The sequence below is a fragment of the Streptomyces sp. NPDC006372 genome (assembly GCF_040612515.1).
GTDB lineage: Bacteria > Actinomycetota > Actinomycetes > Streptomycetales > Streptomycetaceae > Streptomyces.
The window spans coordinates 1-19132 of sequence record NZ_JBEXQJ010000007.1 but is presented as its reverse complement, the minus strand read 5'-3'; the positions used below and the strand labels follow the sequence as shown (position 1 = coordinate 19132).

20 protein-coding genes and 1 pseudogene are annotated in these 19132 nt (G+C 71.4%); 8 read left to right on the top strand and 13 right to left on the bottom strand.

Going from position 1 to position 19132, the window contains the following annotated elements; all coding sequences use genetic code 11:
- Position 1 precedes the first annotated feature (1 nt).
- From ABZ016_RS14170 to ABZ016_RS14160, 3 genes are all read left to right on the top strand, one after another.
- On the top strand, positions 2 to 799 hold the full coding sequence (locus ABZ016_RS14170; protein WP_356916856.1) for a thiazole synthase: 798 nt from the start codon (positions 2 to 4) through the stop codon (positions 797 to 799).
- A 209-nt stretch (positions 800 to 1008) separates the two neighbouring features.
- Complete coding sequence (gene pknB, locus ABZ016_RS14165; RefSeq protein ID WP_356916855.1) at positions 1009 to 2943, top strand: Stk1 family PASTA domain-containing Ser/Thr kinase; 1935 nt, start codon at positions 1009 to 1011, stop codon at positions 2941 to 2943.
- Positions 2944 to 3002: 59 nt separating this feature from the next.
- Positions 3003 to 3881 (top strand): deoxyribonuclease IV, encoded by an 879-nt coding sequence (locus ABZ016_RS14160; RefSeq protein ID WP_356916854.1) that lies wholly within the window; start codon positions 3003 to 3005, stop codon positions 3879 to 3881.
- A 13-nt stretch (positions 3882 to 3894) separates the two neighbouring features.
- Here the strand turns inward: ABZ016_RS14160 and ABZ016_RS14155 are convergent, their stop codons facing one another.
- Complete coding sequence (locus ABZ016_RS14155; RefSeq protein ID WP_356916853.1) at positions 3895 to 4545, bottom strand: sulfite oxidase-like oxidoreductase; 651 nt, start codon at positions 4543 to 4545, stop codon at positions 3895 to 3897.
- A gap of 172 nt (positions 4546 to 4717) precedes the next feature.
- On the opposite strand from ABZ016_RS14155, the gene bfr reads away from it, so the two are divergent.
- The gene (gene bfr, locus ABZ016_RS14150; RefSeq protein WP_356916852.1) at positions 4718 to 5194 is read left to right on the top strand and encodes a bacterioferritin; all 477 of its coding nucleotides are present in this window, start codon (positions 4718 to 4720) and stop codon (positions 5192 to 5194) included.
- Between the two features lie 16 nt (positions 5195 to 5210).
- Here the strand turns inward: bfr and ABZ016_RS14145 are convergent, their stop codons facing one another.
- Positions 5211 to 5435: a (2Fe-2S)-binding protein gene (locus tag ABZ016_RS14145; protein ID WP_356916851.1), complete on the bottom strand. Its 225-nt coding sequence runs from the start codon at positions 5433 to 5435 to the stop codon at positions 5211 to 5213.
- Positions 5436 to 5593: 158 nt separating this feature from the next.
- The gene (locus ABZ016_RS14140) at positions 5594 to 6946 is read right to left on the bottom strand and encodes a class II 3-deoxy-7-phosphoheptulonate synthase (protein WP_356916850.1); all 1353 of its coding nucleotides are present in this window, start codon (positions 6944 to 6946) and stop codon (positions 5594 to 5596) included.
- A gap of 96 nt (positions 6947 to 7042) precedes the next feature.
- Here ABZ016_RS14140 and ABZ016_RS14135 point away from each other — a divergent pair, with 96 nt between their 5' ends.
- Positions 7043 to 7099 (top strand): trp operon leader peptide, encoded by a 57-nt coding sequence (locus ABZ016_RS14135; protein ID WP_071528813.1) that lies wholly within the window; start codon positions 7043 to 7045, stop codon positions 7097 to 7099.
- A 103-nt stretch (positions 7100 to 7202) separates the two neighbouring features.
- Positions 7203 to 9059 (top strand): anthranilate synthase family protein, encoded by a 1857-nt coding sequence (locus ABZ016_RS14130; RefSeq protein WP_356916849.1) that lies wholly within the window; start codon positions 7203 to 7205, stop codon positions 9057 to 9059.
- A gap of 39 nt (positions 9060 to 9098) precedes the next feature.
- Here the strand turns inward: ABZ016_RS14130 and ABZ016_RS14125 are convergent, their stop codons facing one another.
- From ABZ016_RS14125 to ABZ016_RS14110, 4 genes are read right to left on the bottom strand one after another with little or no spacing between them, the layout of a single operon-like run.
- Positions 9099 to 10127, bottom strand: coding sequence for a 6-phosphofructokinase (locus tag ABZ016_RS14125; RefSeq protein WP_356916848.1), 1029 nt, complete (start codon positions 10125 to 10127; stop codon positions 9099 to 9101).
- 53 nt (positions 10128 to 10180) lie between these two features.
- On the bottom strand, positions 10181 to 10870 hold the full coding sequence (locus ABZ016_RS14120; RefSeq protein WP_356916847.1) for a response regulator transcription factor: 690 nt from the start codon (positions 10868 to 10870) through the stop codon (positions 10181 to 10183).
- The gene (locus tag ABZ016_RS14115; protein WP_356916846.1) at positions 10867 to 12093 is read right to left on the bottom strand and encodes a DUF5931 domain-containing protein; all 1227 of its coding nucleotides are present in this window, start codon (positions 12091 to 12093) and stop codon (positions 10867 to 10869) included. The genes ABZ016_RS14120 and ABZ016_RS14115 overlap by 4 nt, the downstream gene beginning before the upstream one ends.
- 27 nt (positions 12094 to 12120) lie before the next feature.
- Entirely contained in the window at positions 12121 to 12912 is a 792-nt protein-coding gene (locus ABZ016_RS14110) for a lysophospholipid acyltransferase family protein (RefSeq protein ID WP_356916845.1), read from the bottom strand.
- 202 nt (positions 12913 to 13114) lie between these two features.
- Here ABZ016_RS14110 and ABZ016_RS14105 point away from each other — a divergent pair, with 202 nt between their 5' ends.
- Positions 13115 to 13912: an alpha/beta fold hydrolase gene (locus ABZ016_RS14105; RefSeq protein WP_356916844.1), complete on the top strand. Its 798-nt coding sequence runs from the start codon at positions 13115 to 13117 to the stop codon at positions 13910 to 13912.
- On the top strand, positions 13905 to 14516 hold the full coding sequence (locus ABZ016_RS14100; RefSeq protein WP_356916843.1) for a hypothetical protein: 612 nt from the start codon (positions 13905 to 13907) through the stop codon (positions 14514 to 14516). Before ABZ016_RS14105 ends, ABZ016_RS14100 begins: the two co-directional genes overlap by 8 nt.
- Here ABZ016_RS14100 and ABZ016_RS14095 read toward each other — a convergent pair.
- The 6 genes and pseudogenes from ABZ016_RS14095 to ABZ016_RS14070 all read right to left on the bottom strand — a co-directional run.
- A complete protein-coding gene (locus ABZ016_RS14095; protein WP_356916842.1) occupies positions 14513 to 15259 on the bottom strand; it encodes an endonuclease/exonuclease/phosphatase family protein in 747 nt (248 codons plus the stop codon). The two genes, ABZ016_RS14100 and ABZ016_RS14095, sit on opposite strands and share 4 nt — an antisense overlap.
- A 110-nt stretch (positions 15260 to 15369) precedes the next feature.
- On the bottom strand, positions 15370 to 16323 hold the full coding sequence (locus ABZ016_RS14090) for an ROK family glucokinase (RefSeq protein WP_356916841.1): 954 nt from the start codon (positions 16321 to 16323) through the stop codon (positions 15370 to 15372).
- Between the two features lie 144 nt (positions 16324 to 16467).
- Positions 16468 to 16968: a DUF5304 domain-containing protein gene (locus tag ABZ016_RS14085; protein ID WP_356916840.1), complete on the bottom strand. Its 501-nt coding sequence runs from the start codon at positions 16966 to 16968 to the stop codon at positions 16468 to 16470.
- 68 nt (positions 16969 to 17036) lie between these two features.
- Positions 17037 to 18212, bottom strand: coding sequence for an ArsA-related P-loop ATPase (locus tag ABZ016_RS14080; RefSeq protein ID WP_356916839.1), 1176 nt, complete (start codon positions 18210 to 18212; stop codon positions 17037 to 17039).
- Positions 18213 to 18327: 115 nt separating this feature from the next.
- Positions 18328 to 18765 (bottom strand): SRPBCC family protein, encoded by a 438-nt coding sequence (locus tag ABZ016_RS14075; protein WP_003989665.1) that lies wholly within the window; start codon positions 18763 to 18765, stop codon positions 18328 to 18330.
- A 111-nt stretch (positions 18766 to 18876) separates the two neighbouring features.
- A pseudogene (locus ABZ016_RS14070) lies at positions 18877 to 19132 on the bottom strand (metallophosphoesterase); the annotation flags it as partial.

The window sequence follows — 19132 nt, the reverse complement described above, 5'->3', positions numbered from 1 at the left end:
CATGGCCGACGATCCGTTTGTCCTCGGTGGTACGTCCTTCACGTCCCGCCTGATCATGGGTACGGGCGGCGCGCCCAGCCTCGACGTGCTGGAGCGGTCGCTGGTGGCCTCCGGGACGGAGCTGACGACCGTCGCGATGCGCAGGGTGAACGCCTCGGTGCACGGCTCGGTGCTGTCCGTCCTGGAGCGGCTCGGCATCCGGGTGCTGCCCAACACGGCGGGGTGCTTCACCGCCGGAGAGGCCGTCCTCACCGCCCGTCTCGCGCGCGAGGCCCTCGGCACGGACCTGGTCAAGCTGGAGGTCATCGCCGACGAGCGGACACTGCTGCCGGATCCGATCGAGCTGCTGGACGCGGCCGAGACGCTGGTCGACGACGGGTTCACGGTGCTGCCGTACACCAATGACGACCCGGTGCTGGCGCGGAAGCTGGAGGACGTCGGCTGCGCGGCGATCATGCCGCTGGGGTCGCCGATCGGGTCCGGGATGGGGATTCGCAATCCGCACAACTTCCAGCTGATCGTGGAGCGGGCGGGGGTGCCGGTGATCCTGGACGCGGGGGCCGGTACGGCGTCCGATGTGGCGTTGGCGATGGAGTTGGGGTGTGCGGGTGTGATGCTTGCCTCGGCGGTGACGCGGGCGCAGGAGCCGGTGCTGATGGCTGCCGCCATGAGGAACGGGGTGGAAGCGGGGCGGTTGGCGTATCGGGCGGGGCGTATTCCTCGGCGGCATTTCGCGGAGGCGTCTTCGCCGACGGAGGGTGTTGCCGTGCTCGATCCGGAGCGGCCTGCTTTTCAGTAGCTGTGCGATGTCGCTGGGGCGGGGTGGGCGCGCAACCCGGCGGAGCGGGGTGCCGCTGCGCCCACCCGTGCCGCCCCCAGCGGCACGACTGCCCGCAGCGGCAGCGGCAGGGGCAGGGGCGTGCGATGCACGTCACAGGTCCGCTTCAGTCATGCCCCGATGGTGGGCGCGGCGAGTGGGTGTCAGTTGTGGCTCGTACACTCGCCTGCGTGGACACGACCCTTCAGGACCCCTTGGTCGGGCAGGTGCTCGACGGCCGGTATCGCATCGACGCGCGGATCGCGGTCGGCGGGATGGCCACGGTCTACCGGGCCGTGGACACCCGGCTCGACCGGATCCTCGCCCTCAAGGTGATGCACCCCTCGCTCGCGGTCGACGCCTCGTTCGTCGAGCGGTTCATCCGCGAGGCGAAGTCCGTGGCCCGCCTGGCCCACCCGAACGTGGTGCAGGTCTTCGACCAGGGCAACGACGGCTCGTACGTCTACCTCGCGATGGAGTACGTCGCGGGCTGCACCCTGCGGGACGTGCTGCGCGAGCGCGGGGCCCTGCAGCCGCGTGCCGCCCTGGACATCCTGGAGCCGGTGCTGGCCGCGCTGGGCGCCGCGCACCGCGCCGGGTTCGTGCACCGCGACATGAAGCCCGAGAACGTCCTGATAGGGGACGACGGCCGGGTCAAGGTCGCCGACTTCGGGCTGGTGCGGGCCGTCGACACCGTGACGAACACCACCGGCACCGTCCTCGGCACGGTCTCGTACCTCGCACCCGAGCAGATAGAGAACGGCACCGCGGACCCCCGCGTCGACGTGTACGCGTGCGGCGTGATGCTGTACGAGATGCTGACCGGCGACAAGCCGCACGACGGGGACTCCCCCGCCGTGATCCTCTACAAGCACCTGCACGAGGACGTCCCGCCGCCCTCGGCCGCCGTGCCCGGTCTGGCGTACGAGCTGGACGAGATGGTGGCCTCGGCCACCGCCCGTGCCCCGGAGATCCGCCCGCACGACGCGGTGGCGCTGCTGGCGCAGGTCCGTGACGGGCGCGGCCGGCTGACCGCGGAGCAGCTGGACGTCGTGCCGCCGCAGGCGCTCACGGCGGACCACGACAACACCGACGACCGTACGAGCGTGATCCCGCGCGCGCTCACCACGCCGCGCCCCCTGCCGGTCAACGAGGACGAGGAGGGCCCCGAGGCCGCGGTCGACCGCACCAGCCGTTTCGAGTCCCCGCCGCCCCCGCCGTCCCGGCGCCGCTCGGGGTCCCGGCGCGGCCCCATGGCGATCGTCGTCGCCGTCCTGCTGGTGCTGGGGATCGGCGCCGGTGTCTGGTACATCAACTCGGGCCAGTTCACCGAGGTGCCCCCGTTGCTGGCGAAGACCCAGGCCCAGGCAGAGGACCGGCTGCAGGACGCCGGGCTCGACCTCGGCAAGGTCGAGCACGCCTACAGCGACACCGTGGAGCGCGGCACCGTCATCAGCAGCGACCCGAAGGCCGGGACCCGCATCCGGGGCAACGACTCGGTGTCCCTCACCATCTCCGACGGCCCCCAGAACGTGCGGGTGCCCGCCCTGGCGGGCCAGAAGCTGGACAAGGCGCGGTCCCTGCTGAAGGACGACGGTCTCGAGCCGGGCATGGTCACCCGGGAGTTCAGCGAGGACGTGCCGAAGGGCTCGGTGATCTCCGCGCGGCCGGCCGACGGCACGAAGGTGCGCGCGGGCTCAGCCGTCGCGCTGGTCGTCAGCAAGGGCAGTCCGATCGACATCCCCGACGTCACCGGTGCCGACCTGGCCGACGCCCGGTCCGAGCTGGAGGACGCCGGCCTCAAGGTGAAGGTCTCGACCGAGCGGGTCAACTCCTCGGAGTACGACAAGGGGCAGGTCGTCAAGCAGAGCCCGGTCCCCGGCGGCACGGCGGCCGAGGGTGACACGGTGACGCTGACGCTGTCGAAGGGCCCCGAGATGATCGAGGTGCCGGACGTGGTCGGCGACAGCGTCGACGACGCCACGCGGACGCTGGAGGGCGCCGGGTTCCAGGTCGACGAGGACCGCGGTCTGCTCGGCCTGTTCGGCGACGAGGTCAAGAGCCAGTCCGTCGAGGGCGGCCAGACCGCGCCCAAGGGCTCGACGATCACCATCAAGATCAGGTGACGGCGGCGGGCAGGAGGCCCGTGGACGGGGCAGGGCCGGACGCATGACACCCTGAACGGGTGAACAATCAGCTGTCCGGCCCCTCCCGCAACCCCGTGGGCGGCCACGTCCCCGTGGCCGGTGGGCTCCATTCCGTCGGTCTGTCCTACGCCCGTGACCTGGAGGCGGAGACCGTTCAGGTCTTCGTCGCCAACCCGCGCGGCTGGGCCACACCGGCCGGGAACCCCAAGCAGGACGAGGCGTTCCGCGCGGCGTGCGAGGCGGAGTCGGTCCCGGCGTACGTGCACGCTCCCTACCTGATCAACTTCGGCTCGCACACCGAGGCGACCGTGGAGCGGTCGGTGGAGTCGCTGCGGCACTCGCTGCGCCGGGGCCGGGAGATCGGGGCACTGGGTGTGGTCGTGCACACCGGCAGCGCGACCGGCGGCCGGGAGCGGTCGGTGGCGCTGAAGCAGGTACGGGAGCACCTGCTGCCGCTGCTCGACGAGCTGACCCACGACGACGACCCGTACCTGCTGCTGGAGTCGACCGCCGGCCAGGGTGCCTCCCTGTGCTCGCGGACGTGGGACTTCGGCCCGTACTTCGAGGCGCTGGACTCCCACCCGATGCTCGGCGTGTGCCTGGACACCTGCCACATCTTCGCCGCCGGGCACGACCTGACCGGCCCCTCCGGTATGCACCAGACGCTGGACCTGCTGGTGGACACGGTCGGCGAGGGCCGGCTGAAGCTGATCCACGCCAACGACTCCAAGGACGTAGTGGGCGCCCACAAGGACCGGCACGAGAACATCGGCGTGGGCCACATCGGCGAGGACCCGTTCCGGGCCCTGATGACGCACCCCGCGACCGCGGGCGTACCGCTGATCATCGAGACGCCGGGAGGCAAGGAGGGACACGCGGCGGACGTGGAGCGGCTGAAGAAGCTGCGCGACTGCTGACGAGCGGACGACCTCAGAGGCCGGGGCCGTCCCCGGCCTCCTCCTGGTACGAGTAGCGCTGCTCCCGCCACGGATCGCCGATGTTGTGGTAGCCGCGCTCCTCCCAGAAGCCGCGCCGGTCGGCGGTCATGTACTCCACGCCGCGCACCCACTTGGGGCCTTTCCAGGCGTACAGGTGGGGCACGATCAGGCGCAGTGGGAAGCCGTGCTCGGCGGTGAGCAGTTCGCCGTCCTTGTGGGTGGCGAACAGGACCTGCTCAGCGTCGAAGTCGGACAGCCGGAGGTTGGAGCTGAATCCGTACTCGGCCCACACCATCACATGGGTGACGTCGTCGGCGGGCGGGGCGAGGTCGAGGATCGTGCGGGCCGGGATGCCGCCCCATTCGGCGCCCAGCATGCTGAACTTCGTGACACAGTGCAGATCGGCCACGACCGTGGTGTACGGCAGGGCCGTGAACTCCTCGTGGGTCCAGCAGTGCTTGCCGCCGCCGGCGGTGGCGCCGAAGACCCGGAACTCCCAGCGCTCGGGCCGGAACTTGGGGACGGGCCCGTAGTGCGTGACCGGCCAGCCGCGTTGCAACCGCTGCCCCGGGGGCAGCTCGGGCTGCGTCGCTCCTGCTGAATCGCGCCCTTCTCCCGATTCGTGCTCCAGCGGCTGACCCATGACTCCATCCTGACAGACCCCGGGTGATGCCCCTGACCGGGGCCGCATCAAAACGGGCAAATAAAACTAAGCATGCCCTTACTTACTAAGTGAAGACTTACTGGACGATCTTCTTCACCAGTGGAATCATGCGGCGCAACTGTCGGTTTCCCACGTGGAAGGAGCCTCTGCGATGCAGGGCGACCCCGAGGTCCTTGAATTTCTCAATGAGCAGCTGACCGGCGAGCTGACGGCGATCAACCAGTACTGGCTGCACTACCGGATCCAGGACAACAAGGGCTGGACCAAGCTCGCCAAGTACACGCGTGAAGAGTCCATCGACGAGATGAAGCACGCGGACAAGCTCACCGAGCGCATCCTCATGCTGGACGGCCTGCCCAACTACCAGCGGCTCTTCCACGTGCGGGTCGGGCAGACGGTCACCGAGATGTTCCAGGCCGACCGGCAGGTGGAGGTCGAGGCCATCGACCGTCTCAAGCGCGGTATCGAGGTGATGCGCACCAAGGGCGACATCACGTCGGCGAACATCTTCGAGTCGATCCTCGAGGACGAGGAACACCACATCGACTACCTGGACACGCAGCTGGAACTCATCGAGAAGCTCGGTGAGCCGCTGTACCTCGCGCAGCAGATCGAGCAGCCGAGCTAGGCGGAAGCAAGCGGCGTCAGGCGGCGTCCTCGAGTTCCGCGAGCACCGGCTGACCCTGGTCGGCCAGTTCACGGCGAGGGCAGGCTCCCCTGCCCAGGATCGCCTGGATGCGGCGCACACAGGATCCGCAGTCCGTGCCCGCCTTGCAGGCGGAGGCTATCTGGCGGGGGGTGCAGGCGCCGCCGTCCGCGTGCTGCTTGACCTGCTGCTCGGTGATCCCGAAGCAACTGCAGACGTACACGCGGTCCACCTCCCGACGGGTCGTTCTCGGATGTGCCGTCCCCGTTGATCGGTGAGGCTAACCTAACCTTACCCGCCGGGTCCGGAGCACAAAAGCGGAGAGGGGTGCGGATCGTGTGATCCGCACCCCAGTCCATGCTCCGGTAACAGGCGGACCCGTTACTGGTCCCTGTACATCTCGGCCACGAGGAACGCCAGGTCCAGCGACTGGCTGCGGTTGAGCCGCGGGTCGCAGGCCGTCTCGTAGCGCTGGTGCAGATCGTCGACGAAGATCTCGTCGCCGCCGCCCACGCACTCGGTGACGTCGTCACCGGTCAGCTCCACGTGGATACCGCCCGGGTGCGTGCCCAGCGCCTTGTGGACCTCGAAGAAGCCCTTGACCTCGTCGAGCACGTCGTCGAAGCGGCGGGTCTTGTGCCCGGAGGCCGCCTCGAAGGTGTTGCCGTGCATGGGGTCGGTCACCCAGGCCACGGTGGCGCCCGAGGCGGTGACCTTCTCGACGAGCTCGGGGAGCTTGTCGCGGACCTTGTCGGCGCCCATCCGGACGATGAAGGTCAGCCGGCCCGGCTCCCGCTCCGGGTCGAGGCGCTCGATGTACTGCAGCGCGTCCTCGGCGGTGGTCGTCGGACCGAGCTTGATGCCGATCGGGTTGCGGATCTTCGAGGCGAACTCGATGTGCGCGTGGTCCAGCTGCCGGGTGCGCTCACCGATCCACACCATGTGCCCGGAGACGTCGTACAGCTGCCCGGTGCGCGAGTCGACCCTGGTCAGGGCGGACTCGTAGTCGAGCAGCAGCGCCTCGTGCGAGGCGTAGAACTCGACCGTCTTGAACTCCTCCGGGTCCGCCCCGCAGGCGTGCATGAAGTTCAGAGCGTTGTCGATCTCACGCGCCAGCTGCTCGTAGCGCTGCCCCGACGGGGACGACTTCACGAAGTCCTGGTTCCAGGCGTGCACCTGGCGCAGGTCGGCGTAACCGCCGGTGGTGAAGGCGCGCACCAGGTTCAGCGTGGAGGCCGAGGCGTGGTACATCCGCTTCAGCCGCTCGGGGTCCGGGACGCGGGCCTCTTCGGTGAAGTCGAAGCCGTTGACGGAGTCGCCCCGGTACGTCGGCAGCGTCACGCCGTCGCGGGTCTCGGTCGGCTTGGAGCGCGGCTTGGAGTACTGGCCGGCGATCCGGCCGACCTTGACGACCGGCACGGACGCGGCGTACGTCAGCACGGCGCCCATCTGGAGCAGCGTCTTGAGCTTGTTGCGGATGTGGTCGGCGGACACCCCGTCGAACGCCTCGGCGCAGTCGCCGCCCTGGAGGAGGAACGCCTCTCCCTTGGCGACGGCCGCCATCCGGGCGCGCAGCTGGTCGCACTCGCCCGCGAAGACGAGCGGCGGATACGACGCGAGGTCCGCAACGACTGCGCGCAGAGCCTCGGTGTCGGGGTACTCGGGCTGCTGCGCCGCGGGCAGGTTTCGCCAGGTGTTGCCAGCACTCGCGCTGGTCTTAGCGTTCACGGTCACGACCTCAACATTACGGGGTCGTGTCGGGCGTCCCGACCCATGCCCAGCAAGTGAGACACCGCGTACGCCCTGCGGACATCGGGTAAGGTGCGTCGCATGTTCGCGCACTCGACCCAGAACTGGTGGTGGACCGCTCATCCGGCGGCCCACTGACTGCGCGTACGACTGACTTCGCGAAGGCCGCCCGAGGGGCGGCCTTCGGTGTTTCCCGGGGTCCGTTCCTCTCTCACCTCTCACCGAGATGGAGCACGGACCCATGAACCTGCTCGGCTTGCTGGACGATCCCCGCCCGTTCGCCCTGCTGCGCCGCCGCACCCCGGGCCACGACCAGGAGCTGGTCGAGGTCCTGATCGGCCCGGCCGCGCCGTACGAAAGACTTGCCGACCTCCCCGACCGGAGCCTCGCGCTCGTCCCCTTCCGGCAGATCCGTGAGCGCGGCTTCGACGTCCGCGACGACGGCACGCCCCTGCTGGCCCTCACCCCCGAGGAGACGTACGACGTCCCGCTCGCCGACGCCCTGGCACAGCTCCCGGCGCACGAGGTGCGCGTCGAGGACGGCGCCTTCGACGTCGCGGACGAGGAGTACGCGGAGACCGTGGGGCGCGTGCTGCGGGAGGAGATCGGGCGGGGCGAGGGCGCGAACTTCGTGATCCGCCGGACGTACGAGGGTCAGGTCCGGGGGTTCGGCCGGGCCGACGCGCTGGCACTGTTCCGGCGGCTGCTGGAAGGCGAGCGGGGCGCCTACTGGACGTTCGTCGTGCACACCGGCGACCGCACCCTGGTCGGGGCCAGCCCCGAGGTGCACGTCCGGATGTCCGGCGGCACCGTCGTCATGAACCCGATCAGCGGCACCTACCGCTACCCCGCCGACGGGCCCACCCCCGAGCACCTGCTCGGCTTCCTCGCCGACGGCAAGGAGATCGAGGAGCTCTCGATGGTCGTCGACGAGGAGCTCAAGATGATGTGCACCGTCGGCGACATGGGCGGAGTCGTGGTCGGGCCCCGGCTGAAGGAGATGGCGCATCTCGCGCACACCGAGTACGAGTTGCGCGGCAAGTCCTCGCTGGACGTGCGGGACGTGCTGAGGGAGACGATGTTCGCGGCGACCGTCACCGGCTCACCGGTGCAGAACGCCTGCCGGGTCATCGAGCGGCACGAAACCGGGGGACGCGGGTACTACGCGGGCGCGCTGGCCCTGATCGGCCGGGACTCCGGCGGCGCCCAGACGCTCGACTCCCCCATCCTGATCCGCACCGCCGACATCTCCTGCGACGGGCACCTGCGCGTTCCGGTCGGCGCGACCCTGGTGCGCGGGTCCGACCCGGAGAGCGAGGTCGCGGAGACCCATGCGAAGGCGGCGGGGGTGCTGGCGGCGCTGGGCGTACGGCCGGGAAGGCCGCGCGCGGAGGCCGTGCGGCCGCGACTGGCCGACGACCCCCGGGTGCGTGCCGCGCTCGACGGGCGCCGGGCGTCGCTCGCGCCCTTCTGGCTGCGGATGCAGGAGCCCTCGCCGGAGCTGGCGGGACACGCCCTGGTCGTCGACGGCGAGGACACCTTCACCGCGATGCTCGCGCACGTGCTGCGGTCGAGCGGCCTGGAGGTGAGCGTGCGGCGGTACGACGAGGACGGGCTCCGGGAGGCGGTGCCGGCGCACGAAGGGCCGGTCGTGCTCGGCCCGGGGCCCGGCGACCCCTCGGACCTCACCGATCCGAAGATGCGGTTCCTGCGCTCGCTGACCGCCGAGGTGATCCGGGCCGAGAAGCAGGGCGTCCTGGGCGTCTGCCTCGGGCACGAGCTGATCGCGGCCGAGCTGGGGCTGGACATCGTACGGAAGGACGTGCCGTACCAGGGCGCGCAGACGGAGATCGATCTGTTCGGGCGGCGGGAGACCGTCGGCTTCTACAACAGCTTCGTGGCGCGCTGCGACGACGAGGTGGCGCAGGAGCTGGCCGCGCACGGTGTCGAGGTCAGCAGGACCGCGGGCGGGGAGGTGCACGCCGTGCGGGGGCCGGGGTTCGCCGGCGTGCAGTTCCACCCGGAGTCGGTGCTGACGCTGAACGGCGCGGCGGTCGTACGGGAGTTGATGGGGCAGCTGCGCAACACGACCGTGTAGCCGTCCGGGGGCGGTCGCCCCCGGACGTCCGTGTCCCGATCAGCCGAAGAAGACGCCGACCTCCTCGTACAGCGCCGGGTCCACCGTCTTCAGGCGGGCCGTCGCGTCCGCGATCGGGACGCGGACGATGTCCGTGCCGCGCAGGGCGACCATCGTGCCGAAGGCGCCGTCGCGGACGCAGTCGACGGCGTGCAGGCCGAAGCGGGTGGCGAGCCAGCGGTCGAAGGCGCTGGGGGTGCCGCCACGCTGGACGTGCCCCAGGACGGTCGTGCGGGCCTCCTTGCCCGTGCGCTTCTCGATCTCCTTGGCCAGCCACTCCCCGACCCCGGACAGCCGGACGTGCCCGAAGGAGTCCAGCGACTGGTCCTTGAGGACCATGTCGCCGTCCTTCGGCATCGCCCCCTCGGCGACGACCACGATCGGCGCGTACGACGCCCGGAAGCGGGAGGTCACCCAGGCGCACACCTGCTCGATGTCGAAGCGCTGCTCGGGGATGAGGATGACGTTGGCGCCGCCGGCCAGGCCGGAGTGCAGGGCGATCCAGCCGGCGTGCCGGCCCATCACCTCGACGACCAGGACGCGCATGTGGGACTCGGCGGTGGTGTGCAGCCGGTCGATGGCCTCGGTCGCGATGCCGACCGCGGTGTCGAAGCCGAAGGTGTAGTCCGTGGCGGACAGGTCGTTGTCGATCGTCTTCGGGACGCCCACGCAGGGCACGCCGTGCTCGTCGGACAGCCGGGCGGCCACGCCCAGCGTGTCCTCGCCTCCGATGGCGATGAGCGCCTCGACCTCCAGCCGGGCGAGGTTGTCCTTGATGCGGCGGATGCCGTTCTCCACCTTCAGCGGGTTGGTCCGCGAGGAGCCGAGGACGGTGCCGCCGCGGGGCAGGATGCCGCGTACGGCGGGGATGTCGAGACGGACGGTGGCGCCCTCCAGGGGACCGCGCCAGCCGTCCCGGAAGCCGGTGAAGTCGTAGCCGTACTCCTGCACGCCCTTGCGGACGATGGCCCGGATGACGGCGTTGAGCCCGGGGCAGTCGCCGCCTCCGGTCAGTACTCCGACGCGCATGGAACAGTCCCTTCGCCGCAGGTGCCTGACGAAGGGTCAGTGTGACGTGCGCCTCACTCGTCGTCGAGGCCGCGCTCGATCGCGTACCTGACCAGCTCGACGCGGTTGTGCAGCTGGAGCTTGCCGAGGGTGTTCTGGACGTGGTTCTGCACCGTGCGGTGCGAGATGACCAGGCGTTCGGCGATCTGCTTGTAGCTCAGGCCCTTGGCGACCAGGCGCAGCACCTCGGTCTCGCGGTCGGTGAGCCGGGGCGCCTTCGGTTCGTCGGTGTCGGGAGCCGGGGCGGGTTCGGAGGCCAGCCGGCGGTACTCGCCGAGGACCAGTCCGGCGAGGCCGGGGGTGAAGACCGGGTCGCCGACGGCCGTGCTGCGGACCGCGTCCTGGAGTTCCTCGGTGGAGGCCGACTTCAGCAGGTAGCCGGTCGCGCCGGACTTCACCGCCTCCAGGACGTCGGCGTGCTCACCGCTCGCGGACAGCACGAGGACGCGCAGCGCGGGGTCGGCGGCGACGACCTCCTTGCAGACCTGGACGCCGGGCTTGCCGGGCAGGTTCAGGTCGAGCACGAGCACCTCGGGCGCGGCGGCCTTGGCACGCCGCACGGCCTGGTCGCCGTCGCCCGCGGTGGCGACCACCTCGAAGCCCGACTCGGCGAGGTCACGGGCGACGGCGTCGCGCCACATGGGGTGGTCGTCGACGACCATGACCCTGATCGGGTCCTGCCGGTCTCCGGTGGTCTCCGTCATCGCTGCTCCGCCTTCCCCCGTGTGTGTGTCACGTCCTTCGGTACCTTCAACTCGACCTCGGTGCCCTGCCCCGGCACCGAGATCAGCTCCGCGCTGCCGCCGAGGTCGCGCAGCCGGCCGCGGATCGACAGGGCGACTCCGAGCCGCCCCTCACCCTCGGCCTGCGCGAGCCGTCCCTCCGGGATTCCGGGGCCGTCGTCCCGCACGGTGACGATCACCTCGTCCGGCTCGTCCTCGAGCAGGATCCACGCGCGTGCCCGTTCCCCGGCGTGTCTGCGGACGTTGTCCAGGGCGGCCCCGACGGCGGCGGCCACCTCGCGAGCGGCGACCGGCGGCAGGGGCACGGGCGCGCCGGGCTCGGCGAAGCTGACCTCGGCCCCGGCGTACGGCGCCAGCAGGGCGCGCAGGTCGACGGGGCCACTGCGCTCCGGGTCCTCGTCGACGGCCCGGACGACCGCTCCCTCGGCGGCGTCCTCCGAGACCCGGGAAACGGGGACCAGTCCGCCGGAGACCAGGGTGCGCAGCGCGACCTCCTGCTCGCCCGCCATCCGGCCCAGCTCGGCCGCCTCCCCGCCGATCACCGCCCCGCGCCGCTGCACCATCGCCAGCACCTGCAGGACGCTGTCGTGGATGTCCCGGGCGAGGCGCTCCCGCTCCCGCGTCGCGGCCTCGATCTCCAGGGCGCGGGCGAGGGTGCGCTCGGAGGCGCGGGCGACCTCGACGACGTAGCCGATGGCGATGGAGGCGATGCAGACCAGGATGACGTTGTGGACGGTGTCGCGGGCCGGGGTGCCGCGCTCGACCAGGTTGGCGGCGGCCACCAGGCTGGAGGCGAGGGCGGCCCAGCGCCAGCCGCCCTTGACGGCGAAGGCCAGGACGGAACCGGCGGTCCATATCGACGGCAGGGTCGGACCGCCCGCCTGCACCCGCTCGTGCGCGTCGGCGACGGGGGTGAGCAGGATGCCGGTGATCGCGATGGTGAGGTCGGCGGTGAGGAACCGCTTGGTGCAGCGGGCGGCGCCGGCGACCCGCGGCAGGGTGGCCAGGGTCCATCCGCCCAGCACCGCGTAGTAGGCGACGGCGACCCAGGGGCGGGTGAACTCGTCGTAGGCGGTGGCGAACAGACCGACCGCGTACAGCATTGTGAGCACCCGGTAGGCGGTCAGGGCACGCCACAGCGGCTGCTCGACCGACATTCTCATGATGCGCTCACGCTTGGCCATGTCCCCCGCCCCCCGGTGAAGCCCCGACTAGGGCTCGGTCCGTCGCTGCTCCGTCTGGTCCTGCTCGGCCTTTTCCTTCGCGGCCTGTTCCTTCTCCGCCCGGGCGAGCGCGGCCTTCGCCGTCTTCTCGGCTTCCTTCTCCGCCTTCGCCGCCTCCGCGAGCTGCCGCTTCATGGCCGTCGCGTACATGTCGATGTACTCCTGACCGGAGAGCTTCATGATCTCGTACATGACCTCGTCGGTCACGGCGCGCAGTACGAACCGGTCGTGCTCCATGCCCTGGTAGCGGCTGAAGTCCAGGGGCTTGCCGATCCGGATGCCGGGCCGCATCAGCTTCGGCATCACCTTTCCGGGCGGCTGGATCTTCTCCGTGTCGATCATGGCGACCGGGATGACGGGCGCGCCCGTCGCGAGCGCCACTCGCGCGAGGCCGCCCGGCTTGCCGCGGTAGAGCCGGCCGTCGGGCGAGCGCGTGCCCTCCGGGTAGATGCCGAACAGCTCGCCGCGCTCCAGCACCTCGATGCCGCTCTTGATGGCGGCCTCACCCGCGCCACGCGCACCGGAGCGGTCCACGGGCAGCTGGCCGACGCCCTTGAAGAAGGCGGCCGTCAGCCGGCCCTTCACCCCGGGCGTGGTGAAGTACTCGGCCTTCGCGATGAACGTGACCTTGCGGTCCAGGACAGCAGGCAGGAAGAACGAGTCCGAGAAGGACAGGTGATTGCTCGCCAGGATCGCGGGGCCCTCGGCGGGAACGTTCTCCAGGCCTTCCACCCAGGGCCTGAAGGCGACCTTCAGCGGCCCCCCAACAGCGACCTTCATCGCGCCGTACAACAACCGAGTGCCTCCTGTATGTGTCGATCAGACCATAACCCGGACCGCCGTCAAAGGCGCCGACGGCCCTGGTCGGTGTCAGTGCCGTCGCGTACGGTGAAGGTCCCGCGAACGACGTGCGACCTCTTCCATGACGTTCCGTGACATTCGGTGATCGTGTCAGTCCCTTCTCACGACCAGGAGGCCGAAGGTGCCGGTCCTTGCCGGAGCCGAGCCGTTTCGCCACGAGGGCGGGGAGGCGGCCGTCCTCCTCTGCCACGGCTTCACCGGTTCACCGCAGTCGCTGCGCCCCTGGGCGGAGTACCTCGCCGACCGAGGCCTGACCGTCTCGCTGCCGCTGCTGCCCGGGCACGGCACGCGCTGGGAGGACCTGCGGATCACGGGCTGGCAGGACTGGTACGCGGAGGTGGACCGCGAGCTGCGCGTCCTGTGCGAGCGCCGCGAGAAGGTGTTCGTGGCCGGTCTGTCCATGGGCGGCGCCCTGGCCCTGCGGCTGGCCGCGCGGCACGGCGACGCCGTGCGCGGCGTGGTGGTCGTCAACCCGGCGAACAAGGTGCACGGCCTGGCCGCGCACGCCCTCCCGGTGCTCCGCCACCTCGTCCCCGCGACGAAGGGGATCGCCAGCGACATCGCCAAACCGGACAGCAGGGAGCTGGGCTACGACCGGGTGCCGCTGCACGCGGCGCACTCCCTGCGCCAGTTCTTCCGGACCGTGGACCGCGAGCTGCCGCAGGTCACCCAGCCGGTGCTGCTGCTGCGCAGCCCGCAGGACCATGTGGTGCCGCCCGCCGACTCGGCCCGTGTCCTCAGCCGCATCTCGTCGACCGATGTGAAAGAGGTCCTGCTGGAACAGAGCTACCACGTCGCCACGTTGGACCATGACGCGGACCGGATCTTCGAGGAGAGCAGCGCGTTCATCGACCGGCTCGCGACCGGCCTCGGCAAGGAGCCCGGTCTCGGCAAGGAAGGGACGACCGCAGGTGGCTGAGCACGACTCCGACCGCGAGGGCCGTGAGCCGGACGAGAAGGGCGTCCCGTTCGACGAGGAGGCCGCCTGGGCGGCGATCGTCGCCGGGTACGGCGAGGAGCCGCCGGACCCGCCTGGCGCCAAGCCGTTCAAGTCCATCGAGGACCTGGCGCTGCTGGAGTCTCCGACCAATGACGACCGGTTGGACACGGCCGGTGACGCCGCGAAGCCCGCCGAGCCCGAGAAGCCGGAGGCCAAGGGACCCGGGGACAAGCCGGTCAAGCCTCTCGGCGGCTCCGTCTCCTTCGCCCCCGGCGTGGGCCCGCGCGACCACGCGGCGCCCGAGCCCACCGAGGACGACTTCGACGAGGACGACGAGGGCCATTTCGTGCCCCCGGAGCCGCCGCCGCTGCCGACCGCCGACGTCACGGCGAAGTTCGCCTGGCTCGCCGTGCTCGGCGGACCGGTGCTGCTTCTGCTGGCGGTGCTGCTCGGCTGGGAGATGACCTGGTGGCTGGCGACGCTGGGGATCGGCGGGTTCCTCGGCGGGTTCGCGACCCTGGTGACGCGGATGCGGACGGATGACGAGGACGACGACGATCCGGGGCGCGGAGCGGTCGTCTAGCCGGCCGGCACCCTGAGGGCGGCCAGGACCGGCAGATGGTCCGTGGCCGCCCTCAGGTCCGTCTCGGTCACCCCGGGGTGCCCGGCCGGCACGCCGCAGCCCAGCACCTCGATGCCCTTGGTCGCGAAGATCGCGTCGATGCGCTGGTAGGGGTCGGAGGGGGTCCAGGTGTGCTCGCCGCCCCAGGGCGCGGCGGCCCGGCAGTCGGTCAGAGCGTCGGCCAGCCGGCGGAAGGCCGGCCCGTCGGGGCGTTCGTTGAGGTCGCCGCCGGCGATCGCGTGCTCCACACCCATGCCTGCGAGCCGGTCCAGGAGCATGCCGGACTGCTCGTGGCGCTCCTCCTTCTGGAGGGACAGGTGGCAGCTGAGGACGCCGAGCCGGGTGCCGCCGAACCGGACGACGGCGGTGGCGAAGCCGCGGCGGTGCAGGCCGGGGGTGGGGGGCAGGAGGATGTCCTCGGTGCGTTCCACGCCCGCTCGGAGCGAGCTGAGGATCGCCGGGCCCGTGGTGGTGGCGCCGCCGGTGACGGTCACCAGGTCGGCCGCGCGGGCCAGGCGGGCGAGTTTCTTGCGCCAGCGGAAGAAGCGGGGGGCTTCTTGGACGAGGACCAGGTCGGGTGCGCAGGCCTTGATGACGCGGGCCAGGGCGTCGGTGTCGTCGCGCATCGAGCGGATGTTGTAGCTGAGGACCCTGATGACTGCGGAACCGTCTGGTTCGGTACGCGAGTTGGGGAGCAGCGACATGTGATCAATTTACGCCCAACGGGGCGGGGCGCGGGGATGGTGCGCGAGTGCCGGTGGTGTGTGGCTGATCGCGCAGTTCCCCGCGCCCCCAAAAAACAAAAAAGCGGCGTTTACATGATCGGGTCGGGTTCGCGGGCCAGGTCGGCTGCGCCCACCAGGCCTGCCTTGTTGCCCAGTTCCGCCGCTCTGACCTCCGCCACCGGGCGCCAGTTGCCGCCTACCAGCCAGCGCTTGTAGGACTTGCGGATCGGGCCCAGGACCAGTTCGCCCTCGTCGGAGAGGCCGCCGCCGACGATGAAGGCGGAGGGGTCGAAGAGGGAGGCGAGGTCGGCAAGGCCCGCGCCGACCCAGCGGGCCAGTTCGCGGTAGGAGTCGACGGCCACCCGGTCGCCCTGGCGGGCGGCCATGGAGATGTGCTTGCCCTCGATGCCCTCGGGCGAGCCGTCGCCCAGGCCGAGCAGGATCTCGGCGTTCTCGGGGGTGGCGTTGGCGCGCTGCTTGGCGTACCGGACGAGGGCGCGGCCGGAGGCGTACTGCTCCCAGCAGCCCTGCGAGCCGCAGCCGCACAGCAGGCCGTCCGGGACCATGCGGATGTGGCCGAACTCGGCGGCCACGCCGAAGTGCCCGCGGCGCAGCTTGTTGCCGATGATGATGCCGCCGCCGAGGCCGGTGCCCAGCGTGATGCAGATGACGTTGCGGTGGCCCTTGCCGGCGCCGAACTTGTACTCGCCCCACGCCGCGGCGTTCGCGTCGTTCTCCACGACCACCGGGAGGCCCACGCGGGCCTCGACCTTCTCCTTGAGCGGCTCGTTGCGCCAGTGGATGTTCGGCGCGAAGTAGACCTCGGAGCGCTGCCGGTTGACGTAGCCGGCGGCGCCGATGCCCACGCCGACGATGTCGTGACCGACGCGCGCGCCGTCCACCGCCGAGGCGATGGCGTCCACGATGCCCTCGGGCGTGCCCGGGGTCGGCACCTTATGGGTCGAGAGGATGTTGCCTTCCTCATCGACCACGCCGGCCGCGATCTTCGTGCCGCCGATGTCGACGCCGATGGTGAGTCCCATGAATCCCTCAGTTTCGGTCGAGCCCCGCTACGGCCAACGGTACCCGAGGCACTGCCCTCGGGTTCGGCTCGTCCGACCGGTGGGCAGGCCCGGCAAGGGCATGCCGGGCGCCGCTCCCGTGCGGCCTGGGCCCCGGCCGGGGGCTCAGTCGAGGTCGATGCGTTCGCCGGGGCCCGATTCGTCGCCCGGGTCGCGGCGCTCGCCCAGGTCACGCGGGTCGTCCTGGTCGTCGCGGCCGGTCCAGCGGCGCTCCTGGCCCTCGACGGCGGAACGGTAGGCGGCGAGCAGTTCGTTCCCGGCCGCGGCCAGGTGGTCGAAGACGTCCGGGTTGCGTTCGATGACGGGTTCCACGGCGGCCTTCGCCTGCTGGAAGACCTGCCGTACGGCCTGCTGCGCGGCGGGGCCGGCGACCGCGCCGAGCAGCGGGGACTGGATCCCGGACAGCTTGTCCGAGACGGCGTCGACGAGCTTCTTCAGTTCCTCGGCCGCGGAGCCCGGGGGCGGGCCGTACTGGGTGCGACGGCGGGCCTTCTCCGCCTCGAGGTCCTCGGCGCACGCGGTCGCCCAGGCGTCGGCGTCGGTCGCCCGCACCTCGTCCACGGCCTCTTCGCGGGCGTCGTCCGGCGGGGGGAGCTCTTCGCTCATGACGGACTCCTGACTACGGTTCGTCTCTACGACGTTACCCGAACGGGCGTCGCGGGTTCACGGACCGGTCACCGCGTCCGCGGCCACAGTTTCGGGTCGGGGGCGAAGCGGATGCGCAGCTCGCCCTCGCGCAGGGCTGCTCCGTCGACGGAGCAGCGGCGCAGCGCGGAGGGCAGCGGGACGATGCGGCGGAACCGCCCCGCCGTGACGACGAGTTCGTCGCCGCGCCGGACGAGGTCGAGTTCCTCGCGTATGGCGCCGGGCAGCGGAATGTGCCAGACGAGCACGCCGTCCTCGCCGATCCGGTCGGTCACGGGCCACTCGACCGGTTCGACGGGGGTGTCCCGGTCGACGCCGGGCGCCGCCAGGGCGGTGAGGTCGTCGGCGCCGCGCGGGTCGCGGCCGAGGTGGGCGACGGTCCGGACGGGGTGCGACTCCCGCCACTGCTCCAGCGTCTTGCGCTGCTGGGCGACCGGACCGGCCAGCCAGGTGTCCGGGGACGCCTCGGGCAGGACGCGGTTGGCGACGACGGCGTCGGTGCGCAGGCCGCGCAGGGCGAGGCCCAGGCCGGCGGTGCGCAGGGCGTCGGCACCGGCGGGTCCGGGTTCGGCGACCAGCCGTACGACGGTGTCGCGGTCGGCGACGACCGCCTCGACGGCGGCCAGCTCCAGGTCCCAGCGGGCGGCCGTCTCGTACAGCCACTCGGCGGGCATGGGGACGCCCGCGAGCCGGCCCAGGACGGGGCGCAGGGCGCGGGCCGCCTGGCGTTCCGGCGGGAGCAGACGGTGCAGGTAGCGGCGGAGTTCCTCGGGGAGGGCGAGCAGGGCGAGGGCCTGCGGGAGCGGCGGCAGGTCGACGACGAGGAGGTCGTGCCGCTCCGAGAGCGCGGCGTCGCGCAGGGCGCGCAGCAGGGCGAGTTCCTCCGCGCCGGGCAGGGGGGTGAGTTCCTCGGGGTCGAGGCGGGGGGCGCCGAGGAGGTCCAGGGCGGAGGACGCGCGGTCCTGGAGGGCGGCGAGGTCCTTCCGGAAGTCCCGGGCGGGGTCGGGGCGCCAGGCGGTGAGGTGCGGGGCGGCTTCGACCGGGGTGGGGCCCGTGGCCACGCCCAATGCTGCACCGAGGGTGTCGGTGCGGTCGGCGCTGAGAACGAGGGTGCGGGTGCCCTCGCGGGCGGCGTCGAGCGCCGTGGCAGCGGCGAGCGTGGTGCGCCCGCTGCCGCCGGGGCCCATGATCAGGATGGTGCGCATGGGAGTGAACGGTAACCGAGACGCCCTGTTGACCGGCGCGGGGCTGTGACACGTGCGGCTCCGCCGCGCGGGCGCGGTCAGCCACAACGAGCCCGCACCCGGCCGGCCACCGCGATCAGGCAGACTCGACCCTCTTCTTCAGCCCCGCCAGCGCCCGGTCGATGATGACCTTCTCCGCCTTGCGCTTGATCATGCCGAGCATGGGGATCTTGACGTCGACCGTCAGGACGTAGGTGACCTCCGTGCCGCCCGCCCCCGCCGGCTTGAGGATGTACGAGCCGTCAAGGGACCGCAGCATCTGGGACTTCACGAGCGTCCAGGACACCTCGTTCTCGCCGGTCCAGGTGTACCCGAGCACCTGGTCGTCCTTGATCGCACCCGCGTCCATGACGAGGCGGACCTGCTCGGCGCGGCCCTGGGCGTCGGTCTTGAGGACCTCCGCCTCCTTCACCTCGCCGGTCCAGTCCGGGTAGCGGGCGAAATCGGCGATGACCGCCATGACGTCGGCCGGGGCCGCCTCGATGGTGATGCTCGAGCTGGTGTGTTCCGCCATCGCCGTGGCTCCTCCAGATGCGGGCCGGTATGAGGTCGTCGTGCGCACGTGTGTGCAGCGTGAAGGCTACCGCGCACCGGCCCCGCGCATCTCACCCGACCTGGGGCGTCCTCACCATTCCAGCGCCCAGGGCCTCCCGGTCCCCGCGAAGTGCCCCACGTTCACGCACTCGGTGGCGCCGATGCGCATCCTCGGCACCAGCGGCTGGTGCACGTGCCCGAAGAGGGAGTAGCGGGGGCGGGTGCGGCGGATGGCGTCGAGCAGGGCCCGGCTGCCGCGTTCGAAGCGGCGCGCGACGGTGTCGTAGACCAGTTCCGGGACCTCGGGCGGGATGTGTGTGCACAGCACGTCGACCTCGCCCACGGCC